Origin of the sequence: Devosia lucknowensis, assembly GCF_900177655.1 — a bacterium.
In the GTDB taxonomy this organism is placed as follows: domain Bacteria; phylum Pseudomonadota; class Alphaproteobacteria; order Rhizobiales; family Devosiaceae; genus Devosia; species Devosia lucknowensis.
The window spans coordinates 72,519-87,374 of sequence record NZ_FXWK01000002.1 but is presented as its reverse complement, the minus strand read 5'-3'; the positions used below and the strand labels follow the sequence as shown (position 1 = coordinate 87,374).

Here is a 14,856-nt window from a genome sequence, read left to right as displayed (position 1 = left end):
GCCGCAAAAGGCCAGTTCATGATCACCTGTTTCGATATCGGCGGCACCACCATAAAGGCCGCGATTGCCCGAGGCCCTGGAGACCTGTCGGCGGTGGGGCGCATACCGACGCCGCGCGAAAACTTCGACGATTTCGTCGCTGCTGTGGCCGCGCTGTGCGAAGCGGGTGGCGCACCTGCGCGGAGCGCAGTCTCAATTTCGGTGACAGGCGTGGTCGATCCCGCGACCGGGACGGCGACCGTGGCCAACATCGCGTGCATCGATGGTCGCACTCTCGCGGCCGACCTGGCCGACCGGCTCGATCGGCCTGTCTTCGTGGCCAACGATGCCGACTGCTTTGCCCTTGCCGAGGCGCATGCCGGGGCAGGGCGCGGACACCGTGTGGTCTTCGGCGCCATCCTGGGCACCGGGGTCGGCGGCGGCATCGTTGCCGACGGCAAGCTGTTCCGCGGTGGTGGCGGACTTTCGGGTGAGTGGGGGCATGGCACCGCTGTAGCGACCGAGGTGGCGATTACGCCCTGCACCGTGCCGCATTTCGAATGCGGTTGTGGCCAATCGGGCTGCGTCGATACGATCGGCGGAGCGCGCGGCATCGAGCGTCTGCACCGGCTGTTGCATGGGGCGGACCTGCCGAGCACCGCGATCATCGCGGCTTGGCAAGCAGGTGATCCGCAAGCGCTGCAGACCATCAACCTCCATGTCGAACTGGTCAGCGTGCCCCTGGCCCTGACGGTGAACATCGTCGGCCCGGACATCATCCCAGTCGGTGGCGGCCTGGGCAATGCCCACGCGCTGGTGGCGCGGCTCGACGAGGCCGTGCGGTCGCGCATCTTGCGCCGCATTGATCGCCCGCTTGTCGTCCCCGCGCAATTGACGGTCGATGCCGGCCTGATCGGGGCCGCGAGCCTGGCCTTTTCGGAGGGCGCGGCATGACTCTTCTGGAAATCTGCGTTGACGATGCCGAGGGCATGGCGGATGCCATCGCCGGTGGTGCCGACCGGATCGAGCTATGTTCCGTGCTGGAATTGGGCGGTCTGACGCCGACGCCCGGGTTGATGGCACTGGCGCGCAATGCAGGCGTTCCTGTGCGTTCCATGATCCGGCCGCGGGGCGGGGACTTCGTGTTTTCGGCGCGCGAGGTCGATGCCATGCTGGCGGACATCGATGCGGCGCGCGCAGCTGGCCTGGCCGGGGTCGTGCTCGGCGCCAGCCGGTCCGACGGCACTCTCGATGAGGAGGTCCTCGCGCGGCTCGTCGCGCAGGCCGGAAGCATGCCCAAGACGCTGCACCGAGCCTTCGATCTCGTGCCGGACCTGGCCGAGGCCATCGAGCAGGCCGTCGCCCTTGGCTTCGATACGATCCTGACCGCCGGGCGGGCCCGAACTGCCCTCGACGGCGTCGACGACCTGGCCCTGGTGCATCGCCTGGCGGCCGGGCGAATTACTATCATGGCAGGGTCGGGTGTGACCGCCGAGACGGCGCCGTCGATCCTGTCGCGGGCGCCGCTCCCGGCCCTGCACGGCGCCTGTAGCGAACTGGCGACGCCGGACAGCGAGGCCGCGGCGAGGTTGGGCTTTGTCAGCCCGAACCGGCGCCGCACCAGCCGCCAGAAGGTTCAGGCGCTCCGGGCCGCCCTGGAATGACTATTCCCACGCATCCAGCATGGCATCGGCAACATATTGCAGATGCCGGGCCATGGCGGTTCGGGCGCCTTCGGCATTGCCGCTGACCACGGCACCGACAATCGCTTCGTGGTCGGCAAGGATGTGGGCGCGCACGTCGCCGATATCGGCCAGATGCTGGTGGAAGCGCGTATCGACCTTGTCGCGCCGCGAATTCCACAGTCCATCGAGCATGTCGCGCAGCACGGCGTTGCCGCATGCATCGGCAAGCGTCATGTGCAGCATGCGGTCGCTTTCGGAGGACCAGTTGCCGGCCTGGCTCTCGGTGCGCATCCAGCGGATGGCTTCGCCCAGGCGCGCGGTGCCTTCGGGCGAAATCGACTGGGTCGCCAGGGCCGCGACTTCCGGTTCGAGCAGGCGTCGAACGGCCATGATTTCCAGCGGCGAGGCGCTCTGCTCGGGAAGGCCGTCATCGGGCGTGTCGGGCTTGCGCACAAAGGCGCCGACACCCACACGAACCTCCACCAGCCCCGCCACTTCCAGGGCGATCAGCGCCTCGCGCACGGTGGGGCGCGATACGCCCAGGTTCTGTGCCAGGTCCCGTTCCGAGGGCAGCTGACGGCCAGGCTCCACCGCACCGGCGTGGATCTGGTCGCGGATCTGGTCTGCGATCTGGATGTAGAGTTTGCGGTTCGATACGGCCTGGAGTTTCATGACGCCCCCTTTGGCCTGTCATAGCGCCGGAGACAATCCCTGTCCACTGGTCTGACCACTTGACAGCCTGATGGACTTGTCATTAGCTCGATGCAGTTTCGCGACCCGACACAGATCGGGCGGGATCGAAAGGGAGAGAGAAATGGCGGGAGAAGCCATCGAGAGGGGACACGCTGCCGCCAGTGCCGTGCCGCTCGTCGATATGGTCGGCATCGACAAGACTTTCCCCGGCGTCCGGGCGCTGAGCCAGGCGCGATTCGAACTTGTGCCCGGTGAAGTTCATGCCCTGATGGGCGAGAACGGCGCCGGCAAATCGACGCTGATGAAGGTCCTCTCCGGGGTTTACACCCGCGACTCCGGTGAGGTTCGTCTCGACGGACAGCCGGTGGAAATCACGTCGCCGCGCCAGGCGCAGGATGCCGGCATTTCGATCATCCACCAGGAACTGGCGCTGATGCGCGACCTGACGGCGGCGCAGAACATCTTCATCGGCCGTGAACCGCGCCGCTTCGGCATTCTCGACGAAGGTCAGCTCAACCGCGATGCGGCGGCGATCTTCGCGTCGATGAATCTCAAGCTTGAGCCCACCGTGCCCGTGGAGAGCCTGACCATTGCCAAGCAGCAGATGGTCGAGATCGCCAAGGCGTTGTCCTATCGCTCCCGCGTTCTGATCATGGACGAGCCGACGGCGGCGCTCAACGACGCCGAAATCGCCGAGCTCTTCGCCATCATCAACCGCCTCAAGGCCGAAGGTGTGGGCGTCGTCTACATCAGCCACAAGATGGATGAGATCAAGCGCATCTCCGACCGCGTCACGGTCATGCGCGATGGCGAATATGTCGGCACCGTCCCGGCGGCCGAAACGCCGATCGAGACGATCATCTCGATGATGGTGGGACGCACGCTCAGCAACGAGACGCTGGCCATTCCGAACACCGCGTTGGCGCCTGTGGCGCTGGAAGTGAAGCATCTCAATCGCGGTCGCGAAATCCGCGACGTCAGCTTCTCGGTCCGCAAGGGCGAAATCCTAGGCTTTGCCGGCCTTATGGGCGCGGGACGCACGGAAGTTGCGCGCGCCATCTTTGGCGCCGATCGTCGGGAGAGCGGCGAAATCTGGGTCAACGGCCAGCGGGTCGGGATTTCGACGCCCCGCGACGCCGTTGAAAAGGGTATCGGCTACCTGTCCGAGGACCGCAAGCTCTTCGGGCTCGCAACCGGCCTCGATGTCCGCAACAATATTGCCCTCGCCAGCCTGCAACGCTTCACCGGCCCCGGTGGTGTGCTCAACGAGGCTGGCATGCAGGTCGCGGCCAGGGGTTATATTCGGCAGCTCTCGATCAAGACCCCGAGCGATACCCAGGAAGCACGGCTGCTCTCGGGCGGCAACCAGCAGAAGGTGGTGATCGCCAAGTGGCTGCTGCGCGACTGCGATATCCTCATCTTTGACGAGCCGACGCGCGGCATCGATGTCGGCGCCAAGTCGGAAATCTACAAGCTGCTCAACAACCTTGCCGCACAGGGCAAGGCCATCATCGTCATCTCGTCCGAACTGCCCGAAATCCTGCGTCTCAGCCATCGGATCGCAGTGATGTGCGAGGGCCGGCTGACCGGCATGCTCCCGGGCGGATCGAGCCAGGAAGAGATCATGCGGCTGGCCACTCTGCGCGAACCGGCCATGCAGGTGCGCCATGCAGGGTGATCAATTGATGCCGAAATTCCCCCTCACCGACCCGGCTTCGGCGGAGTCCTCTTATTCTTCTCCCACTCGGGGAGAAGGTGGCGCGCAGCGCCGGATGAGGGGGATTTTCACCGCGCACCACAAAGATAAGGGAGCCAGAACATGACCGACACCGCAGCCCCCGCCGTCAAGACCGGCCCGCGCATTTCTGGTGCCTTCCACCGGCTGCTCGCCTTTTCCGGGCTGATCGCGTTGATCCTGGTATTCTCGCTGGCCTCGCCCAATTTCATGCAGACCCAGAATATCCTGGCCATCCTGCAGGCGACTTCGGTCAATGGGGTGCTGGCGATCGCGGCGACGCTCGTCATCATCACCGGCGGCATCGACCTGAGCGTCGGCACGCTGATGACCTTCTGCGCTGTGGTGGCTGGTGTAATCCTGACCTATTGGGGCCTGCCCATGCCGCTCGGCATCATCGGCGCCATCATTGCAGGCACGGTTTCGGGGCTGATCTCGGGCACGGTCATTGCCAAGCTCAAGGTGCCGCCCTTCATTGCCACCTTGGGCATGATGCTGATCCTCAAGGGCCTGTCTCTGGTCATTTCGGGCACGCGACCGATCTACTTCAACGACACGCCCGGCTTCAGCCAGATTTCGCTGGGCTCTGCGGTCGGCTCGGTCATCCCGGCTCTGCCCATTCCCAATGGCGTGCTGATCCTTTTCGCCGTGGCCCTGCTGGCCGCCTTCATCCTCGGCAAGACCGCGCTGGGCCGCTACACCTTTGCGCTCGGGTCCAACGAAGAGGCGGTGCGTCTCTCCGGCGTCAATGTCGACCGCTGGAAGATCGCCGTCTATGCGCTTGCCGGGTCGATCTGCGGCGTAGCCGGCCTTCTGATTGCCAGCCGTCTTAATTCGGCGCAGCCCGCCCTCGGTCAGGGCTACGAACTCGATGCCATTGCAGCCGTGGTCATCGGCGGCACCTCGCTCTCGGGTGGACGCGGCACTGTGCTCGGCACGCTGATCGGCGCGCTCATCATTTCCGTGCTGGCCAATGGCCTGCGCATCCTTTCGGTGGCCCAGGAATGGCAGACGGTCGTGACCGGCTGCATCATCATTCTGGCCGTCTATGCCGATATCCTGCGGCGCCGCAAACTTTAGGCGCCGGCCTCACCTGCGCGAAAAGCGCCAACAACACGAAAAGTCAACGTGCAGACCATCAAGACAGCATTTGGGAGGAAATCCATGCTCACCCGCCGTAGCCTGATCGGCGCGCTCAGCGCCATAGCCATGCTGGCCGCGTCCGGCCCCGCCGTCCTTGCGCAGGACAGTTACGATATCGCGCTCATCTCCAAGGGCTTCCAGCACCAGTTCTGGCAGGCCGTGAAGGCCGGTGCCGACAAGGCTGCCGCCGAGTTTGGCGCCAACGTGACCTTCGAGGGTCCCGAAACCGAAACCCAGGTCGATCGCCAGATGGACATGCTGGCCGCGGCCCTGTCCCGCCAGCCCGATGCCATCGGTTTCGCCGCGCTCGACAGCCAGGCCGCCAGCCCGCTGCTCGAACAGGCAAAGGCCGCCAACATCCCGGTCATCGCCTTCGACAGCGGCGTCGATAGCGATATTCCGCTGACCACCGTGACCACCGACAACGTCGCTGCCGCCGCCATGGCCGCCGACAAGATGGCCGAACTCATCGGCGACGAAGGCAAGGTCGCCGTGGTCGCCCACGACCAGACCAGCCGCACCGGCATCGATCGCGTGGACGGCTTCGTCAACCGCATCAAGGAAGCCCACCCCAATATCGAAGTAGTCTCGGTTCAGTACGGCGGCGGCGACCAGCTGCAGTCGACCGAAATCACCAAGTCCATCCTGCTCGCCAACCCCGACCTCAAGGGCATTTTCGGTGCCAATGAAGGCTCGGCAATCGGCGTGGTCAACGGCAAGACCGAACTCGGCAGCGATATCGTCGTCATCGGCTTCGACTCTGGCGCGGCGCAGAAGGGCTTCATCGAGTCCGGTGCGATGGCCGGCGCCATCACCCAGAACCCGGTGGGCATCGGCTACGAGACGGTGAAGGCCGCCATCGGCGCGCTCAAGGGCGAAACCTTGCCCAAGATCATCGACTCGGGTTTCGCCTATTACGACAAGAGCAACATGGCCGATCCTGAAATCGCGGCCGTGCTCTACGACTAAGTCACGGGCTCTCGCCCCCTCTTCAACCCTTCCCGCAGGGAAAGATTGGGAGGGGGCGACGGGCACACTTCCAAAGGACCAAAATGGCCGACCTCACCGGAAAGATCGTTCTCATCACTGCCGCCGCACAGGGCATCGGCGAGGCCTCGGCCCGCGCTTTTGCGAAAGCTGGCGCCAAGGTGATTGCGACCGATATCAATGCCGAAAGGCTCAGGAGCCTCGATACCGTCCCGAACATCACCACGCGTGTGCTCGACGTGCTGTCCAGTGACGCCGTTGCCCAGGCCGTCGCCGAAATCGGCCATATCGACGTGCTCTTCAATTGCGCCGGCGTCGTCCATTCCGGTGCGCTGCTCGACATGAGCGACGATGATCTCGATTTCGCGCTCGATCTCAATGTCCGCGCCCAGATCCGCACCATCAAGGCGATCCTGCCGCAGATGCTCGCGCGCAAGGATGGCGCCATCATCAACATGGCGACCGTCGCCTCCTCGGTCAAAGGCGTGCCCAACCGCGCCGCCTATACCATTTCCAAGGCCGCCGTCGTCGGCCTCACCAAATCCATCGCCGCCGACTACACCACCAGCAATATCCGCGTGAACGCCATCTGCCCCGGCACGGTGGACTCTCCCAGCCTTCACGACCGCTGGACCGCCACCGGCGATTTCGAAGGCGCGAAAAAGGCCTTCATCGCCCGCCAGCCCATCGGCCGCATTGCACGGCCCGACGAGGTCGCCGATCTGGCGGTCTATCTCGCCGGCGCCACCTATACCACTGGGCAGGTCCACATCATCGACGGTGGCTGGACGGCGTAGGCCCCTCATCCGGCGCATCCCTCGACGCGGTGCCCTCTTGTTCCTCTCCCTCTCGGGGAGAGGGTGGATCGGCCGGAGGCCGAGACGGGTGAGGGGGCCTTTGGATATCAGAACAATGAAAATCACCTCCCTTACCACCCACGATCTCCGTTTCCCCACGTCGGCCTCGCTTGACGGGTCCGACGCCATGAACCCTGACCCCGATTATTCCGCCGCCTATGTCATCCTTGGCACCGATGGCGATCTCGAAGGTCATGGCCTCACCTTCACCATTGGACGCGGTAACGAAGTGGTCTGCGCCGCCATCGCCGCCCTCACCGATCGCATCCAGAACCTCGACCTCGACTGGATTGCGGAAAATCCCGGCCGCTTCTGGCGCCACATGACCGGCGACAGCCAACTGCGCTGGATCGGCCCCGACAAGGGCGCCATGCATCTGGCGACCGGCGCCGTCGTCAACGCCGTCTGGGACCTCCTCGCCAAGCGCGCCGGCAAACCGGTCTGGCTCTACGTCGCCGAAATGAGCCCGGAACAGCTCGTTTCCATTATCGACTTCCGTTACCTCACCGATGCCATCACCCCGGAAGAAGCCCTTGCCATCTTCAGGGCCGCCGAACCGGGCAAGGCCGAGCGCATCGCGCGCCTCCGTGCCGAGGGCTACGCCTGCTACACCACCTCGGCCGGCTGGCTCGGCTATTCCAACGAAAAGCTGACCCGCCTTGCGACCGAAGCCGTCGCCGAAGGCTTCACCCATATCAAGATGAAGGTCGGCCGCGACCTTGCCGACGATATCCGCCGCCTCGAAATCGTCCGCTCCATCATGGGGCCCGATCGCTACCTGATGATCGACGCCAACCAGGTCTGGGAAGTCGACCAGGCCATCAGTTGGGTGAACGAACTCAAGCGCTTCAACCCCTATTTCATCGAGGAGCCCACCAGCCCCGATGACATCGAAGGCCACCGGAAAATCCGCGAGGCCATCGCCCCGGTCAAGGTCGCGACCGGCGAGATGTGCCAGAACCGCATCCTCTTCAAGCAGTTCATCACCCGCGACGCCATCGACGTGGTCCAGATCGATGCCTGCCGCATCGGCGGCCTCAACGAAGTGCTGTCAGTTCTTCTGATGGCCGCCAAGTACAGGAAGGCCGTCTGGCCGCATGCGGGCGGCGTCGGCCTCTGCGAATACGTCCAGCATCTCTCGATGATCGACTATCTCGTCGTGTCAGGCACCAAGGATGGCCGCGTGATCGAATATGTCGATCATCTCCACGAGCATTTTCTCGATCCCTGCGTGATCGAGAACGCGGCCTACATGCCGCCCGAGCGCCCCGGCTTCTCGATCGAGATGAAGCCGGGCTCGATTGCAGAAAACGCGTTCCGCCCGTAGCGATCAGAGCCTGCAGTCGACCCGGCCGTGGTCCCCGAGAATGCCCGCGACATCGGTGGCGCCGTCGAGCTTGAGCAAGGCACGTGCACCTGTGATGATCACCTGGCCGGCGCGGAGCGGCAGGCCGCGCTGGTGGGCATGCGTGGCAAGCCATGCGATGGCCGTCAGCGTATCCGTCCAGCTCGCGCCCTTCTCGACACTGTGGACCGCCTTGCCGTCGAGCTCCAGCACGACAGCGAGGGTATCGAGCGCCGCAGTGATGCCGCGGTCCACTTCGTTGCCGACCACCACCGCCCCGTTCGATTGCAGGTCGGCCAGCTGCAGGTTTCGCGGTGTCGCAGCGCGGTCCACAAAGGGGTTGCCGACAAGCTCGATGGCCGGGTGAATGCTGGCAATGGCGGCCTCGACATCGTCGATCGTGGCGCCGGCTGGAAGATCGGCGCCCAGGCGCACCGCGACCTCGATCTCCGCCAGGAAGATGCGGTGGTGCTCGGCATCGATGCGATCGCCCGATCCGAAGAAGCGCTTAGCCGGGATCGGCGAACAGAGTGGCGGATGCCCCAGGCCGGCAGCCACCTTCCACCCACCGACGGCGCCGATCTGGGAAATGATCTCGTTCTGGACGGCGTAGACGACGTCGAGGTCGGCAGGAACGAGTTCTTCGGCGACCGGACCGACCAGCGGCCCTCCGTCATGAGCCTCGAGCAGTGCGGTCGCGAGATCGGCAAGGGTCTTCATGTCTTTCGTCCTGGTGTCTCAGGCAGTGCCTGTTTCGATGAGCTGGATTTCCCTGTCGGCGCAGACCTTGCGGATGGAGTCGAGGGGGCAGAAGTCGGTGATGAAACTATGCGCTTGCGACAGGTGGCCGATCCGCACCGGCGCCGTGCGGGTAAATTTGGACTGGTCCGACACCACGATGACATGCCGGGCATTGGCAATGATCGCCTGGGCCACTTTCACTTCGCGGAAATCGTAGTCGAGAAGGGCGCCGTCGGGGTCGATGGCGGAGACGCCGATCACGGCGTAGTCCACCTTGAACTGGCGGATGAAATCGACTGCCGCTTCCCCGACGATACCGCCATCGCTGGGGCGGACCACGCCACCCGAGATCACCACCTCTACCGAGGGCACGATACGCAGGTGGTTGGCAACATTGATGTTGTTGGTGATGACCATGAGGCCGCGATGGTCGGCCAGGGCCTGGGCGACCGCTTCGGTGGTGGTGCCGATATTGATGAACAGCGAGGCATGATCGGGGATCAGCGCTGCGGCAGCCTTGCCGATCGCTCGTTTTTCCGCCGGGGCCATCTGGCGGCGGGCCTCGTATTCGACATTCTCGACGCCCGAAGGATGCATGGCGCCGCCATGCGTGCGCTTGAGGGCGCCGCGATCGCAAAGGATGTTGAGGTCCTTGCGAATGGTCTGCGGCGTCACGTCAAAGGCGGCGACGAGCTGGTCCACCGTGACTTCGCCCTGCTGGCGCGCCAGCTCGACGATCTTCGCCTGGCGCATCGATGGCGTCATCCCGGGTCCTCCTCCCTTTCGTTTCGTGATTAAACGAAAGGGAGTGAAAGGGGAAGGGTTTACCCCCATCCAGCCTCCCCCGAACGGGGAAGGCCGGTCGTATTTGACCCCGGGATAGTGAAGGCCCCCATGCTGCTCCTCCCCCTTCTGCAGGGGGTGGTTGGGTGGGGGCTGAAGGCTACTACCCGGCCCTCTTCGACCACTTCACTTGCGGCGTAAACGCAAAATCCCGATCGAACGGATAGCTCGGCCGCAGCATATGCTTGCGTTCGGTCCGTTCGACGAACTGGTCCACCACGCCCGGCGACAGGGCCATAATGCCCGGATTGGCGATGGGCCCGAGCTCGGGCGACAGGTAGCCAGATTTGACCGTGATGATCTTCGCGCCATGCGGATCGAGGCCGAGCCGGGTGAAATCCACGATATTGTGGAAGGGCCGGCGGCGGGCGGTGAGCACCAGGTCGATGCCGCCGATGCGCACCACGGCTTCGCGAAGCCGCAGTTCGGTGACTTCGGCAAGGAAGATCACCTCCGTTTCGGTATCGACAGGCGCGCTGGATGGATCGAGGCTTGCCCCGATATGGAGGTTTACGCGCGCGCCAACCCCCGCCGCATAGGCCGCATCGGTCGCGGCCTTGTCGGTGATACCGGCCATGATCACGCCGGTGGCGCGCTGGCGGATCAGTTCGGCAAGGACTTCGGCACGATCGCCGACGCCGCCGCCAGTGGGATTGTCGCCGGATTCGGCCAGCACCACCGGATAGGTCTCGCTGGCAACGGCGCGCGCCACGCACTCGGCAATCGAACCGGTCTCCATTCCGAACACGAAACCCTCACGGATATCCCAATAGTTCTGCGCCAGCCGGGCGGCAGCCGCTTCCATCGCGGCCCGATCCGTGCCCGTCACCACCGCGCAGGCGGTGGCGCGCGGTTCGTCCGCCCACACATAGCCCACCTGGAAGCTTGCGTCCCATATGCCGGACGGCTCCTCGACCTCATGGAGTTGCGAGTAGAATGTCCGTGCCGGTTCATCCTGCGTCGAGGTTCGCTCGCCGGGCAGCAGCACCGCCACCGGTGCCCACGCCAGAAGCGGCCGTTCGCCTGAGCGCAGCGCCCGCACCAGCATGGTCACCGCGCGCCGCATCGTGTCCTGCACGTCGATATGCGGCGCGGTGCGATAGGTCGAAAACATGTCGAGTGCGTCAACGATCCGCTGGCTGACATTGCCATGCAGATCATAGGAAGCTGAAATCAGCACATCGGGTCCGACGGCCTCTCGCACTGCGGTGATGAAGTCTCCTTCGGCGTCGAAAAGTCCCTCGACGAACATCGCGCCATGCATGGGCAGGTAGACCCCGTCGAGCGGCATGGCGGCCTCGAGGCCCGTCAGGATTTCGCGCTTCCAGGCCTCGTACGTTTCGCGCTCGACCGGCCCTCCGGCAATGGCGCGCGCATGCAACAGGGTGATGAATTCGGCCGGGAAATGCGTCAGGAAATCGAAGTACTGATCCCTGATCATCGATGGGCCGCGCAGCACGCGGAAGTCCGCGGCGCGGTTGAGCACGGGGTTATAGGTGCTGCACTCGATATGCAGTCCGGCGACGGCAATACGCATCAGAGCACTCCGGCTATGTCGGCTTGCGGATTATGGGCAGTTCGCACGCGGCGCGGCTTGAGGCGACCGGTCAGCAACAGGCTGACGATCAGCATTGGGATGATGCACGCGACCCCGACGCGGATACCCCAATGCTCGGCGACGAAGCCGATCAGTGGCGGACCGATCAGGAAACCCGTCAGCGCCACGAACGAGAGGACTGCCACATTGGCCGACGCAGCGCGATCGCCGATGCCGGCGGCGGCGGTGACGGCGAGCGGAAAACCAACAGAAACGCCGACCCCGATAATGCCGAAACCGAGCAGCGCCAGCGGCACGCTGGGAGCGAAGTAGAGAAGGGCTCCTCCGAGCACTGCAAGCGCGCCGCAGATCCGGGCGGTGCCGACGCCACCGAAGCGACGCTTCAGCGTATCGCCGCCAAATCGACCCGCGGCCACCATGAAGGCGAAAACGGAATAGCCCAGGCCCACGAAACCGCCTTCGGCCGAAAGCGCGTCGCGCAGAAAGATGGCCGACCAGTCCGCCATGGCGCCTTCGGTCATGGTGATGCCGAAGACAAAGAGGCAGATGCCGATCAATGCCGGGCTGGGCAGGGCCCAGGCCGAGCGCTGGGTCTCTCCCGCGGGCGCGGCGTCATGAAGGACGGGCAGGGCATTGGCGGCAAGCAGAGCGATCGGCAGCACGATGGCGGCCAGCAGCGGCACGGCAAGATGCGGGGCGAGGCCGAGGGCCGCAAAGCCCGAGCCGACGAGGCTGCCCACCATGATGCCCAGAGACCAGCAGCCGTGGGAGGTGTTCATGATCAGCTTGCCGCTGGCTTTTTCGACCAGATCGGCCTGGACGTTGAGGCCCAGCTCGACAAAGGAAATGGCCGAACCCGCCAGCGCGAGGGCGACGAACAGGAGGATCGGATCGGGTGCCAGCACCGGCGGGCTCGTTGCGATCGAATAAAAGATGAAACCGACGAAGATCGCGGTTCGCGCCCCGATCCTGCCCACCAGCGGCCCCGCGAAAGGCAGGGTCAGAAGCGTACCGCATGGCATGCCCAGAAGTGCCAGCGCCAGCGCAGCAGGTCCCAGTCCCATGGACGCCTGCACCTCGGGGATGCGCGGCAACCAGGAGCCGAACGCGACGGGCTGGAGGAAAAAGACCAGCTTGACCAGGGTCTGTGGGGTGATGACAGGCATGTGGCTCAATCTCGCTCATCCACCGGTCATTCCGGCGCAGGCCGGAATCCATGTCCGAATATCGCGCAGCGCCGGCGCTTGTTTCTGAAGGCGGGTCGTGGATATGAAGGCCTCAGCTCTGCCTGGGCATCGGATAGGGCAAGTACCCGACAAACCCGGTCAGCTTCCACTGTCCCTCGACCTTGCGGCAGAAGTAGAGGGTCTGCCAGTTGAGCCGGTCGACGCCTCCGTCGCGCAGCTTGATCTCGCCATCGAATTTCTTGTGCGCCACGGCGCGCTCGCCCGTGATTTCGATTTCGGTGAGGCTGGTGGCGCGGTGGATGCCGGCCTCAGCATCCTCGGCATATTCCGTTTTCTGGCCTTCGCGCGCCTGTCGAAGCCACTCGTCGCGGTAATCGGCGAGCGTGGGAAAGCTGATCGTCCAGCCGTCGGGATTGTCGACGAGGTTGCCATTGATCCCCATGAAATCATCGGCCACGAAGTCGCCTTCCACCATCGACCAGTCCGCATTGACATAGGCCGCGATGTCGCGCGGCACCAGCATAGTCCAGATCGCCGAGCGGTCGGGATCGTTGGGGAATGGGTTCGTGGAAAGGCTCATGGTCGTCTCTCGGCTGGAGCGGCTCACGGCCGAGGCACGTGCACCATTTCTGTTTCAAATTTTCACAGTCAACATGAAACCCCTGCAGCGTGAAAGAGGCCACATGGATACCAATTCATACATGCTGCGCTTTTTGGCAGGGTTTGTCCACATCTGTCGCAGGCTCTCGTCCGAGCTTAGCGCCTATAAATAAAGCAGAATGCGTCCCAAAGCGGCGCGATGGAAAAGTGGCTTAAATTGGTATTGTGCTGACTCCGAATGTATGTTGACATTGTGTTGCGAAAGCGCCTAGCCTTGAAAATCGTTTACACAAACGACACCGACCCACAAGAGGTCGGCGGGTTAATAAAAGGGAATGGCAGGGATATGCGGGTAGGCATTATCGGCCTCGGCTATCGACTTGGTTATCTGGCGCGCATCTTCACGGTGGCGCGGGATGACTTCGAGATCGTTGGCTATGTCGACCCTGCGCCCGCTGGCCTCGATTACGCGACCGAGCATGGTGTCTCGGTCGGCCGGCCTTACGACAGTCTCGAGCAGATGATCGACGACGGGCGGCTCGACCTGCTGATGGTGGGCTCGCCGAACCACCTGCATCTCGACCATATTCGCATCGGCCTCGAGCGAGGCATGAAGATCTTTGCCGAAAAGCCGGTCGTCACCACGATCGACGACACCATGGCGCTGGCCGAGCTCATTGCCAGATATGGCTCGGACAATGTCATGGTCGGCCTCGTGCTGCGCTATGCCCCGCTCTATGTCGATCTCCGCAAGGCGCAGGCCGAAGGCAAGCTCGGCGACATTGCCGCCATCGAGGCATCGGAGACCATACCGCCCTACCACGGCGCCTTTTTCATGCGCGACTGGCGGCGCTACGAGAAATATTCGGGCAGCTTCATGCTCGAGAAATGCTGCCACGATCTCGATCTCTACAACGGCGTCATGGGCTGCCGCCCGCGCTACGTGTCGAGCTTCGGTGGCCGTCGCTCCTTCGTGCCCCAGAATGCGCCCCAGGGTGCCGGCGCCAACGATCTCGAGGTCTATCACCGCAAGCCGTCCGGCTGGATGGGCTCCGAAAAGGTCTTCGACAGCGACGGTGACATCATCGATTTCCAGACCGCGATGGTTCAATACGAGAACGGCGCGGCGCTGACTTTCCACACCAATCTCAACGTGCCCCACGATTTCCGCCGCTTCGCGGTCATCGGCGCCAGGGGCATGGCGGAAGGCGATTTCATTCGCAACTACTTCCAGGTCACCGACAGCCGCACCTCGGAACGCCTCGAGGACAAGACCTACCAGATGTCCGATCTCAGCCAGCATTACGGCGCCGACGAACAGATGGCCGAGGACATCCTCAAGCATCTGGTCGAGGGCGTGCCGCTTCCGGTCTCCGTGGTGGACGCTCTGGAGGCGGGGCTCCTGGCGCTGTCGATGGACGAGGCGATGCGAACCCGTTCCGTTGTCGACATGACCCCGATCTGGCAGCGCTTCGACGCCGCGCTCGGACGACGGGGCTGAGG

14 protein-coding genes are annotated in these 14,856 nt (G+C 64.1%); 8 read left to right on the top strand and 6 right to left on the bottom strand.

What is annotated here, in order from left to right:
- Positions 1 to 18: 18 nt before the first annotated feature.
- Together CCK88_RS12820 and CCK88_RS12815 are read left to right on the top strand one after the other, a co-directional pair.
- On the top strand, positions 19 to 933 hold the full coding sequence (locus CCK88_RS12820) for an ROK family protein (RefSeq protein WP_086471948.1): 915 nt from the start codon (positions 19 to 21) through the stop codon (positions 931 to 933).
- Positions 930 to 1,643 carry a copper homeostasis protein CutC gene (locus tag CCK88_RS12815; RefSeq protein ID WP_086471006.1) on the top strand — a complete coding sequence of 238 codons (714 nt, stop codon included), beginning with the start codon at positions 930 to 932 and terminating at the stop codon, positions 1,641 to 1,643. The genes CCK88_RS12820 and CCK88_RS12815 overlap by 4 nt, the downstream gene beginning before the upstream one ends.
- On the opposite strand, the gene CCK88_RS12810 is transcribed toward CCK88_RS12815, so the two are convergent.
- Positions 1,644 to 2,336, bottom strand: a complete 693-nt coding sequence (locus CCK88_RS12810; RefSeq protein ID WP_086471005.1) for a FadR/GntR family transcriptional regulator — start codon at positions 2,334 to 2,336, stop codon at positions 1,644 to 1,646. It lies immediately after the preceding gene.
- A 142-nt stretch (positions 2,337 to 2,478) separates the two neighbouring features.
- On the opposite strand from CCK88_RS12810, the gene CCK88_RS12805 reads away from it, so the two are divergent.
- From CCK88_RS12805 to CCK88_RS12785, 5 genes are all read left to right on the top strand, one after another.
- A complete protein-coding gene (locus CCK88_RS12805; RefSeq protein ID WP_210189948.1) occupies positions 2,479 to 4,035 on the top strand; it encodes a sugar ABC transporter ATP-binding protein in 1,557 nt (518 codons plus the stop codon).
- 141 nt (positions 4,036 to 4,176) lie between these two features.
- On the top strand, positions 4,177 to 5,172 hold the full coding sequence (locus CCK88_RS12800) for an ABC transporter permease (protein ID WP_086471004.1): 996 nt from the start codon (positions 4,177 to 4,179) through the stop codon (positions 5,170 to 5,172).
- An 84-nt stretch (positions 5,173 to 5,256) separates the two neighbouring features.
- Positions 5,257 to 6,204, top strand: a complete 948-nt coding sequence (locus CCK88_RS12795; protein ID WP_086471003.1) for an ABC transporter substrate-binding protein — start codon at positions 5,257 to 5,259, stop codon at positions 6,202 to 6,204.
- A gap of 83 nt (positions 6,205 to 6,287) precedes the next feature.
- Positions 6,288 to 7,019, top strand: a complete 732-nt coding sequence (locus CCK88_RS12790; protein ID WP_086471002.1) for an SDR family oxidoreductase — start codon at positions 6,288 to 6,290, stop codon at positions 7,017 to 7,019.
- A gap of 115 nt (positions 7,020 to 7,134) precedes the next feature.
- Entirely contained in the window at positions 7,135 to 8,406 is a 1,272-nt protein-coding gene (locus CCK88_RS12785) for an L-fuconate dehydratase (RefSeq protein ID WP_086471001.1), read from the top strand.
- Positions 8,407 to 8,409: 3 nt separating this feature from the next.
- Here CCK88_RS12785 and CCK88_RS12780 read toward each other — a convergent pair whose 3' ends face one another.
- The 5 genes from CCK88_RS12780 to CCK88_RS12760 all read right to left on the bottom strand — a co-directional run bounded on the left by CCK88_RS12780 (position 8,410) and on the right by CCK88_RS12760 (position 13,333).
- The gene (locus CCK88_RS12780; protein WP_086471000.1) at positions 8,410 to 9,144 is read right to left on the bottom strand and encodes a 2-keto-4-pentenoate hydratase; all 735 of its coding nucleotides are present in this window, start codon (positions 9,142 to 9,144) and stop codon (positions 8,410 to 8,412) included.
- 18 nt (positions 9,145 to 9,162) lie between these two features.
- The gene (locus CCK88_RS12775; protein WP_086470999.1) at positions 9,163 to 9,930 is read right to left on the bottom strand and encodes a DeoR/GlpR family DNA-binding transcription regulator; all 768 of its coding nucleotides are present in this window, start codon (positions 9,928 to 9,930) and stop codon (positions 9,163 to 9,165) included.
- A gap of 181 nt (positions 9,931 to 10,111) precedes the next feature.
- On the bottom strand, positions 10,112 to 11,545 hold the full coding sequence (locus CCK88_RS12770) for a M81 family metallopeptidase (protein WP_086470998.1): 1,434 nt from the start codon (positions 11,543 to 11,545) through the stop codon (positions 10,112 to 10,114).
- Positions 11,545 to 12,732, bottom strand: coding sequence for an MFS transporter (locus CCK88_RS12765; protein WP_342068316.1), 1,188 nt, complete (start codon positions 12,730 to 12,732; stop codon positions 11,545 to 11,547). Before CCK88_RS12765 ends, CCK88_RS12770 begins: the two co-directional genes overlap by 1 nt.
- A gap of 112 nt (positions 12,733 to 12,844) precedes the next feature.
- Positions 12,845 to 13,333 carry a hypothetical protein gene (locus CCK88_RS12760; RefSeq protein ID WP_086470997.1) on the bottom strand — a complete coding sequence of 163 codons (489 nt, stop codon included), beginning with the start codon at positions 13,331 to 13,333 and terminating at the stop codon, positions 12,845 to 12,847.
- 366 nt (positions 13,334 to 13,699) lie between these two features.
- Between CCK88_RS12760 and CCK88_RS12750 the strand changes: the two genes are divergently transcribed.
- On the top strand, positions 13,700 to 14,854 hold the full coding sequence (locus tag CCK88_RS12750) for a Gfo/Idh/MocA family protein (RefSeq protein ID WP_086470995.1): 1,155 nt from the start codon (positions 13,700 to 13,702) through the stop codon (positions 14,852 to 14,854).
- Positions 14,855 to 14,856 lie beyond the last annotated feature (2 nt).

What these genes read in the sequence shown, in the direction of transcription:
- CCK88_RS12800 (WP_086471004.1), top strand. Translation starts at nt 4,177, where the DNA reads ATGACCGACACCGCAGCCCCCGCCGTCAAGACCGGCCCGCGCATTTCT.
- CCK88_RS12805 (WP_210189948.1), top strand. Translation starts at nt 2,479, where the DNA reads ATGGCGGGAGAAGCCATCGAGAGGGGACACGCTGCCGCCAGTGCCGTG.
- CCK88_RS12820 (WP_086471948.1), top strand. Translation starts at nt 19, where the DNA reads ATGATCACCTGTTTCGATATCGGCGGCACCACCATAAAGGCCGCGATT.
- CCK88_RS12770 (WP_086470998.1), bottom strand. Translation starts at nt 11,545, where the DNA reads ATGCGTATTGCCGTCGCCGGACTGCATATCGAGTGCAGCACCTATAAC.
- CCK88_RS12785 (WP_086471001.1), top strand. Translation starts at nt 7,135, where the DNA reads ATGAAAATCACCTCCCTTACCACCCACGATCTCCGTTTCCCCACGTCG.
- CCK88_RS12790 (WP_086471002.1), top strand. Translation starts at nt 6,288, where the DNA reads ATGGCCGACCTCACCGGAAAGATCGTTCTCATCACTGCCGCCGCACAG.
- CCK88_RS12815 (WP_086471006.1), top strand. Translation starts at nt 930, where the DNA reads ATGACTCTTCTGGAAATCTGCGTTGACGATGCCGAGGGCATGGCGGAT.
- CCK88_RS12750 (WP_086470995.1), top strand. Translation starts at nt 13,700, where the DNA reads ATGCGGGTAGGCATTATCGGCCTCGGCTATCGACTTGGTTATCTGGCG.
- CCK88_RS12775 (WP_086470999.1), bottom strand. Translation starts at nt 9,930, where the DNA reads ATGACGCCATCGATGCGCCAGGCGAAGATCGTCGAGCTGGCGCGCCAG.
- CCK88_RS12810 (WP_086471005.1), bottom strand. Translation starts at nt 2,336, where the DNA reads ATGAAACTCCAGGCCGTATCGAACCGCAAACTCTACATCCAGATCGCA.
- CCK88_RS12795 (WP_086471003.1), top strand. Translation starts at nt 5,257, where the DNA reads ATGCTCACCCGCCGTAGCCTGATCGGCGCGCTCAGCGCCATAGCCATG.
- CCK88_RS12760 (WP_086470997.1), bottom strand. Translation starts at nt 13,333, where the DNA reads ATGAGCCTTTCCACGAACCCATTCCCCAACGATCCCGACCGCTCGGCG.
- CCK88_RS12780 (WP_086471000.1), bottom strand. Translation starts at nt 9,144, where the DNA reads ATGAAGACCCTTGCCGATCTCGCGACCGCACTGCTCGAGGCTCATGAC.
- CCK88_RS12765 (WP_342068316.1), bottom strand. Translation starts at nt 12,732, where the DNA reads ATGCCTGTCATCACCCCACAGACCCTGGTCAAGCTGGTCTTTTTCCTC.